General features: G+C 72.5%; 11 protein-coding genes. 9 read left to right on the top strand and 2 right to left on the bottom strand.

Annotation, left to right across the window (positions count from 1 at the left end; translation table 11 throughout):
- Positions 1–204, top strand: a 204-nt coding sequence (locus tag VGW35_19750) for a hypothetical protein (GenBank protein HEV8309904.1), incomplete at its 5' end; no start/stop codon positions are given.
- On the opposite strand, the gene ilvA is transcribed toward VGW35_19750, so the two are convergent.
- On the bottom strand, positions 201–1,430 hold the full coding sequence (ilvA, locus tag VGW35_19755; GenBank protein ID HEV8309905.1) for a threonine ammonia-lyase: 1,230 nt from the start codon (positions 1,428–1,430) through the stop codon (positions 201–203). The two genes, VGW35_19750 and ilvA, sit on opposite strands and share 4 nt — an antisense overlap.
- 388 nt (positions 1,431–1,818) lie before the next feature.
- Here ilvA and VGW35_19760 point away from each other — a divergent pair, with 388 nt between their 5' ends.
- The 5 genes from VGW35_19760 to VGW35_19780 are packed head-to-tail and all read left to right on the top strand — an operon-like array spanning position 1,819 to position 6,106.
- The gene (locus VGW35_19760; GenBank protein ID HEV8309906.1) at positions 1,819–2,223 is read left to right on the top strand and encodes a PA2779 family protein; all 405 of its coding nucleotides are present in this window, start codon (positions 1,819–1,821) and stop codon (positions 2,221–2,223) included.
- 57 nt (positions 2,224–2,280) lie between these two features.
- Complete coding sequence (locus tag VGW35_19765; protein HEV8309907.1) at positions 2,281–3,354, top strand: polyamine ABC transporter substrate-binding protein; 1,074 nt, start codon at positions 2,281–2,283, stop codon at positions 3,352–3,354.
- A 9-nt stretch (positions 3,355–3,363) separates the two neighbouring features.
- On the top strand, positions 3,364–4,224 hold the full coding sequence (locus VGW35_19770; protein HEV8309908.1) for an ABC transporter permease: 861 nt from the start codon (positions 3,364–3,366) through the stop codon (positions 4,222–4,224).
- The gene (locus VGW35_19775) at positions 4,221–5,021 is read left to right on the top strand and encodes an ABC transporter permease (protein ID HEV8309909.1); all 801 of its coding nucleotides are present in this window, start codon (positions 4,221–4,223) and stop codon (positions 5,019–5,021) included. The genes VGW35_19770 and VGW35_19775 overlap by 4 nt, the downstream gene beginning before the upstream one ends.
- Complete coding sequence (locus VGW35_19780; GenBank protein ID HEV8309910.1) at positions 5,018–6,106, top strand: ABC transporter ATP-binding protein; 1,089 nt, start codon at positions 5,018–5,020, stop codon at positions 6,104–6,106. The genes VGW35_19775 and VGW35_19780 overlap by 4 nt, the downstream gene beginning before the upstream one ends.
- 13 nt (positions 6,107–6,119) lie before the next feature.
- On the opposite strand, the gene VGW35_19785 is transcribed toward VGW35_19780, so the two are convergent.
- Positions 6,120–7,001, bottom strand: coding sequence for an isoaspartyl peptidase/L-asparaginase family protein (locus VGW35_19785; protein ID HEV8309911.1), 882 nt, complete (start codon positions 6,999–7,001; stop codon positions 6,120–6,122).
- Positions 7,002–7,227: 226 nt separating this feature from the next.
- On the opposite strand from VGW35_19785, the gene VGW35_19790 reads away from it, so the two are divergent.
- From VGW35_19790 to VGW35_19800, 3 genes are all read left to right on the top strand, one after another.
- Complete coding sequence (locus VGW35_19790; protein ID HEV8309912.1) at positions 7,228–7,959, top strand: ABC transporter ATP-binding protein; 732 nt, start codon at positions 7,228–7,230, stop codon at positions 7,957–7,959.
- Positions 7,937–8,689, top strand: coding sequence for a uracil-DNA glycosylase (locus tag VGW35_19795; protein HEV8309913.1), 753 nt, complete (start codon positions 7,937–7,939; stop codon positions 8,687–8,689). The genes VGW35_19790 and VGW35_19795 overlap by 23 nt, the downstream gene beginning before the upstream one ends.
- Positions 8,690–8,772: 83 nt before the next feature.
- Positions 8,773–8,964, top strand: a 192-nt coding sequence (locus tag VGW35_19800) for a hypothetical protein (protein ID HEV8309914.1), incomplete at its 3' end; no start/stop codon positions are given.

The following is an 8,964-nucleotide window of genomic DNA, read 5'->3' on the forward strand; positions in this document are numbered from 1 at the left end:
CCGCTAAGCCGGCTCGCCGCCGACCACGAGGCGGTAGCCCAGGTCGATCTCGTCGAGTCGGCGCAGGCGGCCGAAGCGCGCGTCCCACCGGCCCGACTGGAGATCGGCGGCCAGCCGCCCGAGTCCTCCGGCGACGGAGGCGGCGTCGAGCTGGGCGAAGGCCGAGATGCCCCGTCGAATCTCGAGATCGAGATCCCTGGCTAGACCGACTTCCGCCGGTTGGCGGTCACCTCGTCGACCTGGTAATTGGCGGCCCGGAGCGCCCCGACGACGGCCTCGATCTGCTCAGGGCCCCAGGTCTCGAGGGTCAGGACGACTTCGGACTCCCCGATGCGCGCGGCGGTGAAAGCCCGGTTGTGGCCGATCTCGAGGATGTTGGCGCGCTGGCCCGCGACCACGGCGCAGAGCCGCGCGAGGGCGCCGGGTCGGTCGGCGAGGAGCACCGCCAGCCGCACCAGCCGGCCATCCTTCACGAGGCCCTTCTCGATCACGCGGGCGAGGATGTTGACGTCGATGTTGCCGCCCGAGAGGACGAGGACGACGCGCTTGCCGGCGAGCGCGACCTTCTTGTTGAGGACCGCCGCCAGCGTGGTGGCCGCCGCCCCCTCGACGACCGTCTTCTCGATCTCGAGGAGGAGGAGGATGGCGTTGGCGATCTCCGCCTCGTCCACCACGACCACCTCGTCGACATACCGTCGCGCCAGCTCGTAGCCGAGGGCGCCCACGCGGCGCACCGCGATGCCGTCGGCGATCGTCGGGGCCGAGGCCAGGTCGGTGGGGCCGCCGGCCTCGAGCGCCCGCCGCATGGCCGGCAGCGCCGCCGCCTGCACCCCGATGACCTCGACGTGGGGGGCGCGGGCCTTGACGGCCAGCCCGACCCCGGCGATCAACCCGCCCCCGCCGACGGGGAGCACCACGGCGTCGAGGTCCGGCACCTGCTCGACGAGCTCGAGGCCGAGCGTTCCCTGGCCGGCGATGACGGCGGGATCGTCGAACGGATGGACGAACACCGCACCGGTGGCGGCCTCGCGCCGCCGGGCCTCGGCGTACGCCTCGTCGTAGTCCTGGCCGGAGAGGACGACCGTCGCCCCGTGGTGGCGACACCGGGTCACCTTGATGAGCGGCGCCCACTCGGGCATCACGATGGTGGCCGCGATGCCGAGGCGCTGGGCGTGGAAGGCGACGGCAAGCCCGTGGTTGCCGGCGCTCGCGGTGATGACCCCGCGGGCACGCTCGTCGGGCCCGAGCGCCAGGAGCTTGGTCAGCGCGCCGCGCTCCTTGAAGGAGCCGGTCATCTGGAGATTCTCGAGCTTGACGTGGCAGCGCGTCCCGGTCAGCTCGCCGAGCGTCTGCGACGCCGGGCAGGGCGAATAGTAGATCGCATCCCGGATCCGGGCGCGGGCGGTGTCGATGTCCGCGAGTGTCAGCACGCGGCCACCGTGCGGCCCGGGCCGATACCCGTCGCACCGGGTCGTCCTCGGCGCTCGGCACGCCTCAACGTATGCGGCATACGTCTCGGCGGGTTCTTCGGATTCGCGCGCCTCGGACGGCGGGGCCCCAGCCCCGCGACGTCCTGCGGCGCGCCTCGGTGCGCCTGCGTCCTACCGGTGCTCGGGTCGCGGCCCGGTACCGTCGCACGAACGATCTGCCGATCCGGATCATGGGGGCCACCGTAACGAATCGGGTGGGGGCTGTCAATGAATGGGAGGGGGCCGCGACGGCCCCCTCCCAGACCTCCCCAGGAGAAGGTTGCGCGGGCGAAGCCCGCGCTCGGTCCGACAGGCAGGCGATCAGCCGTCCTGGGCTATACTGCTGGCCATGGCCCAGCGGACCTCTCGCGGCCTGGTGGCGGCTCTCCTCGCGCTGGTCATCGGGGCCCTGCCGCCGGCGCCCGAGGCCACGGCGGCGCCGCTCCCGCCGGGGCTCTCCGGCGGCACCACGCGGGAGGCCGACCTCGCCCGCCTGGTGCGCGTCTTCGAGACGCGGGTGGCGATGGCCCGTCTCGGCGCCCTCGGCCTCACGCCGGAGGCGGCCTACGCGCGCCTGGCCCGGCTCGACGACGCCGAGCTCCACCGGCTGGCCCAAGCCCTGCCCGAGGTGGGACTCGGCGGGGAGGATGAGCGACCGCTCGAGGAAAAGCTGGGCATCATCCTGCTCTACGTGGTGGCGGTGCTGATCTTCGCCGGCCTCCTCTACTTCGCCCTGTCGGGCGGCGGGTTCTGACCCGGGCCGTGGCGGGATCGCGCCTTTCCGGACGCTGATCCGAGCCGAGGAGGAGGCATGCGGACCCTGCGGATCCTGACGGGTATCGGGGTGATGGCGGCCATCCTGGCGCTGGCCGTGGCCGGCGCCCGGCCGGGCGGCGCCCAGTCGCGGGAGATCGTCTTCTCGGGCTACGGGGGAGACTATGGCGAGCTGATGAAGAAGCTCGTCGTCGAGCCCTTCGAGAAGCGCTTCAACGCCAGGGTCGTCTATGACGCCACCGGCAGCTCGGCCCAGAAGCTGGCCAAGCTGCGGGCGACGCGGGACACCTACACCTTCGACGTCACCGTGCTTACCGGATACGACCTGCTGGCGGCGGGGCGCGAGGGGCTCATGGAGACCATCGGGCCCGAGAAGATCCCGAACCTGACGAAGCTGTACGACTTCGCGCAGAAGGAGGGCCAGGGCTGGGGGCCGGTCACGTCCGTGGACCCGCTCATCCTGCTCTACAACCGGGAGCGCGTCAGGCCGGCCCCCGACTCGTGGACGGTCATGTGGGACCCCAGGTACCGGGGGAAGGTCGCGGTCTCCCACGTGTCCGAGGGGAAGGGACTCTTTCTCCTGCTCATCGCGGCCTACATCGGCGGGGGCGATGAGAAGCGCATCGATCCCGGCTTTGCCAGGATCCGGGAGCTGGTGCCGAACGTCGGGGCCTGGCTGACCCTCTCGCCCCAGTACGTCCCGTATCTCCAGCGCGAGGACGTCTGGCTCACGCCCTACTGGAACGGGCGCGCCCAGTTGATGATCGACCAGGGCCTCCCGCTCGGCGCCGTCATTCCGAAAGAAGGCACCCTGGCGATCACCAACACCTTCGGGGTGCCGAAGAGCGCGCGCAACAAGACCCTGGCCTACGAGTTCGTCAACTTCTACCTCGCCGCGCCCCAGCAGGAGGCCTGGGCCCGGAAGATCTACTACACGCCGACCAACCGCGAGGTCACGCTGCCCGCCGAGTACGCGGGCCGTGTCGCCGTGGGCGCCGAGGCGATCGGCCGACTCCGCTTCCCCGACGAGGACCATCTGGCCAAGGCCCGCGGCGCCTGGGTCGAGCGCTGGAACAAGGAGATCTACGACGCCCTGAAGTACCAGAAGTAGGGGGTCCGCGTGCGGAAGCCCGGGCCGCCGGCCGCCTGGCTGGCGGCGCCGCTCACGGTGCTGCTCGGCGGCTTCTTTCTGGCGCCGCTCCTGCTGCTCCTCTCCCAGAGCCTGCGGCTGGTCGTGATCGGCCAGCCGGCCCCGGGGGGGCTGACTCTTCAGAACTACGTCCGCTTCCTGGCCGACCCCTTCTACCTCGGAACGCTCCGGGCCACGCTGGTGCTCGGCGTCTTCGTCACGGTGCTCGCCGTCGTGCTCGGCTACCCCGTGGCGTACGGCCTCGCCCGGGCCCGCCACCGCTGGAGGACGCTCCTTCGGCTGTGCGTGGTCGCCCCGCTGCTGGTGAGCGTCGTCATCCGGACCTACGGCTGGATCGTGCTGCTGGCCGGCAACGGCGTGGTGAACCAGACGCTCCTGGCCCTCCGGCTGGTCGACGAGCCGGTGAAGTTCATGTTCACCTACACGGGGGTGACCCTCGGCCTGGTGCACTTCGCGCTGCCGGTGGCGATCCTCTCGCTGGTCTCAGTCATCGAGGCCGTGGACCCGGCGCTCGAGGAAGCGGCCCGCGGGCTGGGCGCCGGCGCCTGGAGGACCTTCCTCCGGATCACGCTGCCGCTGACGCTGCCCGGCCTCGCCGCCGGCTCGATGCTCGTCTTCTCCCTCACCGTCGCCGCCTTCGTGACGCCGGCCCTGATGGGCGGTCCCTCGCTCATCGTCCTGTCCACGCTGATCTACCAGACCATGACCGTCACGCTGGAGTGGGGTTTCGGCGCGGCGGTGGCCACGATCCTCCTGGTCGTGGCCACCGGGCTCTTCCTGCTCTACCAGCGGCTGCTCGGCCTGGCCCGCGGTTCGGGACACTTCGCGTGACAGATCGTGGCCGATTCGTCCTGGGTGCGGTGAACGCGCTGATCTACGCCTTTCTGGTGGCGCCGATCCTGGTCGTGATCGTCGTGTCCTTCGGGGACGCCCCCTTCCTCCAGTTCCCGCCCGGCCGGCTCTCCCTCCGGTGGTACACAAGCCTCGGCGAGTATCCCGACTTCCTGGCATCCTTCGGGCTCAGCCTGGTCCTGGCCGCCACCAGCGCGGGCGCCGCCACGGTGGTGGGGACCATGGGGGCGTTCGCCCTCGCCCGCCATCGCTTCCGGGGCCGCGCGCTTCTGAGCGCCCTGGTGATGGCACCCCTGGTGCTGCCGGGGCTGATCACCGGGATCGCGCTCCTCCAGTTCTTCAGCCTCTTCCGTACCGAGCCGTCCTTCTTCCGCCTCTTCGTGGGCCACCTGATCGTCACCGTCCCCTACGTCGTCCGGTCGGTGGGGGCGGTCCTGGTCGGGTTCGACACGACGCTGGAGGAGGCGGCGCGCGGGCTGGGGGCCGGCCCCGTCACGGCGACGCGATTGATCACCCTGCCGCTCATCAAGCCGGGGCTGATCGCCGGCGCCCTGTTCGCCTTCATCCTGTCGTTCGACAACGTCGTCGTCTCCATCTTCCTGACCACGCCGCGACTGGTCCCGCTGCCGATCCAGATCTACAACTACGTGGAGTCGAGCGCCCGCCCCATCATCGCCTCGGTGTCGACGCTCCAGATCGTGGTGATCGTGGTGCTCGTGGTGGTGGCCGAGAAGCTCGTGGGGTTCAGCCGGTATGTGGGGGGCGCCGAACGATGACGCCCGCCCTCGAGCTCGTCGGCGTCCGGAAGCGCTACGGGGCGGTCACGGCGCTCCACGAGATCTCGCTGGCCGTCGCCGAGGGCGCGCTGGTCTTCCTGCTCGGTCCCTCCGGCTGCGGGAAGACCACGGCCCTCCGGATCATCTCCGGGTTCATCCCGCCGGACGGCGGGCGCGTCCTGATTCGCGGGGAGTCCGTCGAGGGCACTCCGCCCGAGCGCCGCGGCCTCGGGATGGTCTTCCAGCACCTGGCGCTCTTCCCGCACATGACCGTGTTCCAGAACGTGGCCTTCGGCCTGCGCATGCGTCGGGTCTCCGCCGACGCGCTCCGCCAGCGCGTGAAGCGGGCGCTCGACCTGGTCCAGCTCCGCGGCCTGGAAGGCCGCTACCCCCGGGCGCTCAGCGGGGGCCAGCAGCAGCGGGTGGCCCTGGCCCGGGCGGTCGTGATCGAGCCGGCGCTCCTCCTGCTCGACGAGCCTCTCTCGAGCCTGGACCTCAAGCTCCGCCTGGAGATGCGGGCCGAGATCCGCGCCCTCCAGCGGGCGCTCGGGATCACCACCCTCTTCGTCACCCACGACCAGGACGAGGCGCTGACCATGGCCGACGAGATCGTGGTGATGAACCAGGGTCGCATCGTGCAGATCGGCACCCCGGCCGCCCTCTACGAGCAGCCGGCGAGTCGCTTCGTGGCTCACTTCCTGGGGGAGTCGAACCTGGAGTCGGGCGCGATCGCGACGACGCTCGGCCCGGGCAGGTGGCGAGTGGACGCCGGCGGGCTCGAGGTCGTGGCGACCGGGGCGGGGGCCTGGCAGCCGGGCGACGCCGTGACGGTGGTCGTTCGGCCCGAGCGGGTCCGGCTCGACGCCGGTGAGCCCGGTGCGGTCCCTGGCGAGCCGAACGTCTTCCCGGTCAGGATCGAGGAGTGCATCTTCCGCGGTGCCCTGCGCCGGTACCGCGTGCGGCTGCCCCACGGCGGGCTCTGGAGCGTGGACGAGCCCGCCGGTGGCGCGCCCGTCCATGCGGTGGGTACGGATGTCCGGGTACGATGGCGGGCCGAGGACTGCCTGGCCGTCCCCGAGAGCTGAGAGACGGCGCCCCTCAGAAGGACAGGACGGGATCGGCTGTCCCCACCACGCACCAGCCGACGGGCATGAACGGCGTCGAGTGCGCGAAGCCGAGCCGCCCACGCCAGTCCATGAGGATCAGCCCCCCCTCCCCCCGGCCGTCGTCGCGGAGGATGTCCATGGCGACTTGCGCGGCCATCTCGGGATCGTCCAGCTCCTTCAGGATCTCGACCGCGGTCTTGGCGAGCACCGTCCGGATGAACGCCTCGCCATGTCCGGTCGTGGAGACACCGCCCAGACGGTCGTCGGCGTAGGTGCCACAGCCGATCAGGGCCGAGTCTCCGACCCGCCCGACGCGCTTGCCCGGGTAGCCCCCCGTCGAGGTGCCGGCCGCGATGCGCCCCCGGGCGTCGATGGCGACGGCCCCGACCGTGCCGCCCGGCGTGCCCGCCGCCGGCCGGCCCTGGAGCCGCTCGGCGAGCCGCGCCCGCTGCCGCTCGGTCACCAGGGCCGCCGGGTCGCAGAGGGACACGCCGCGCTCCCGCGCGAACGCCGCCGCCCCCTCGCCGACGAGGAGCACGTGGCGGCCGTCCTCCAGCACGCGGCGCGCGAGGGCGATCGGGCTCGGCACGCCCGCGACGGCGCCGACCGCGCCCGCCGCGAGGCGATCGCCTCCCATGATGGACGCGTCGCACTCGACGGTGCCGGCCTCGGTCAGGGCCGAGCCATAGCCGGCGTTGAGCCGGGGGTGCGCCTCCATGGCCGCCACGCCGGCCTCGACGGCGTCGAGGGCCGACGCGCCGGCCCGGAGCCGGCTCCAGCCGGCGATGAGCGCCGCCCGGAGCGCGGAGCGGTATTCCTCGCGGTCGCCGGGATCGGCGCCGGCGCCGCCGTGGACGATCAGCGCGGGCACCATGGCGTCACGGTACGAAGAGCCGAACGCGCTGTCAAGGATCGCCCCCCGCTCGGCCCACGAGGTCGACGTAGCCTCCGACCTGGGGGGAGGCAGGCCCGATCCGTTCGCCGAAAGGCGAACGGCCCGGCTTTGCCGGGAGGGCATTCTCCGGGGGGCGCAGCCCCCCTCCGAGTCCTGCTATACTCGCTGCCGCCTCGCCGGGATGACCTCCGGCTCGAACGCCCGCATGCCCCCGCTACTCGAGATCGAGGAGCTGACCGTGCGGTTCGGCGGTCTCGCCGCGCTCGCCGGCGTCAGCCTGCGCGTCGACGCCGGCGAGATCGTCGGGCTGATCGGCCCCAACGGGGCCGGGAAGACGACGCTCTTCAACGTCGTCACCGGCCTCCTCCGGCCCACTGGCGGCGCCGTCCGCTTCCACGGCGCTCCGATCACGCGGCTCCCTCCGTTCCGGATCTCCCGGCTGGGTATCGCCCGCACCTTCCAGCTCGTCCGGATCCTGCCCAGCCTCACCATCGCCCAGAACGTGCTCGTCGGCCTCCACTTCAGCGGACGCCGGCGCTTGGCCGGGCCGCCCGCCGAGGAGGTGCGGCGGCTGCTCGGGCTGGTCGGCCTCGAGGCGCGGGCCGAGGAGCCGGCCCGGGCGCTCCCGCTGGCCGATCGCAAGCGTCTCGAGATCGCCCGGGCCCTCGCCACCCAGCCTGACCTGCTGCTCCTCGACGAGGTCCTTTCCGGCATCCGGGCGGCCGAGGCGCGAGCGCTGATGGAGCTGATCCGCGCGATCCGGCAGGCCGGCACCACGATCATCATGATCGAGCACATCATGAAGGCCATCATGGCCCTGTCGGACCGCGTCGTCGTCCTGCACCACGGGGAGAAGATCGCCGAAGGCTCACCCGACGCGGTCGCCGCCACGCCCGCCGTCGTCCAGGCGTACCTTGGCGCCACCACCGCGGGCTGACCGGGTTCCCTCGCCGGCCCTGGCCCTGGCGTCCGTCCAGCGCCGCATCGTGGCCTGCCGGCGCTGCCCACGGCTGGTCGCGCACCGGCAGGCGGTGGCGGCCGATCCACCCCGCCGCTTCAGAGGCCAGCGCTACTGGGCGCGACCGGTCCCGAGTCTCGGATCGGTGGGAGCCCGGCTGCTCCTGGTCGGCCTGGCGCCGGCGGCCCACGGCGGGAACCGCACGGGGCGCATGTTCACGGGTGACGTCCCGGGAGGAAGCGGGGAGTGGCTCGCCCGGGCCCTCCACACTCACGGCTTCGCCACGCGGCCCAGCTCCCGCCACCGAGGCGATGGCTTCCGGCTCCTCGACGCGTACATCACGGCCACGATCCACTGCGCGCCCCCCGAGAACCGTCCGCTGCCCCGCGAGGTGGCCAACTGCTCGGAGTACCTCCGGGCCGAGCTCGGGCTCCTCCGGCGCGTGCGGGTGGTGATCGCCCTCGGCCGGGTCGGCTTCGACGCCTATCTGCGGAGCGCCCGGGTCCTCGGCTGGCCGGAGGCCCGCCCGCGCCCGCACTTCGCCCACGGGGCGGTGGCCTTCCTGCCCTGGGGCGTGACGCTCCTGGCCTCCTATCACCCCAGCCGCCAGAACACGCAGACCGGCAAGCTCACCTGGGCGATGTTCGAGGCCGTCTTCGCCGAGGCCCGCCGGCGGCTGGGATCCGCGCCCCTTCGGAAGAGCCCCTAGGTCATTTCGGGGGTTCTCGGAAGACCCCCGATACCCCCGGATTTTGCTCGCGCGCCGGGTCCTCATGAGCTACCATCCCCGGTATGGCGGCGACGGGAGGGCGCCGGCGAGGGGGCCTGGCTGCGTGCGCGCTCCTGCTCGGGCTCGCATCCGGGTGCGCGACGGACCGGCTGTGGACACCCGGACGAGGTGAGATCCTCCAGCGGATCCTTCCGAGTTCGGTTCAGGTCGTCCTCGAGCAGGACGGCCGCCGGTTCCGGACGGGCTCGGGCGTC

The organism is Candidatus Methylomirabilota bacterium, from assembly GCA_036005065.1.
Lineage (GTDB): Bacteria > Methylomirabilota > Methylomirabilia > Rokubacteriales > DASRDR01 > DASYQW01.

What these genes read in the sequence shown, in the direction of transcription:
- VGW35_19765 (HEV8309907.1), top strand. Translation starts at nt 2,281, where the DNA reads ATGCGGACCCTGCGGATCCTGACGGGTATCGGGGTGATGGCGGCCATC.
- VGW35_19785 (HEV8309911.1), bottom strand. Translation starts at nt 7,001, where the DNA reads ATGGTGCCCGCGCTGATCGTCCACGGCGGCGCCGGCGCCGATCCCGGC.
- VGW35_19760 (HEV8309906.1), top strand. Translation starts at nt 1,819, where the DNA reads ATGGCCCAGCGGACCTCTCGCGGCCTGGTGGCGGCTCTCCTCGCGCTG.
- VGW35_19780 (HEV8309910.1), top strand. Translation starts at nt 5,018, where the DNA reads ATGACGCCCGCCCTCGAGCTCGTCGGCGTCCGGAAGCGCTACGGGGCG.
- VGW35_19790 (HEV8309912.1), top strand. Translation starts at nt 7,228, where the DNA reads ATGCCCCCGCTACTCGAGATCGAGGAGCTGACCGTGCGGTTCGGCGGT.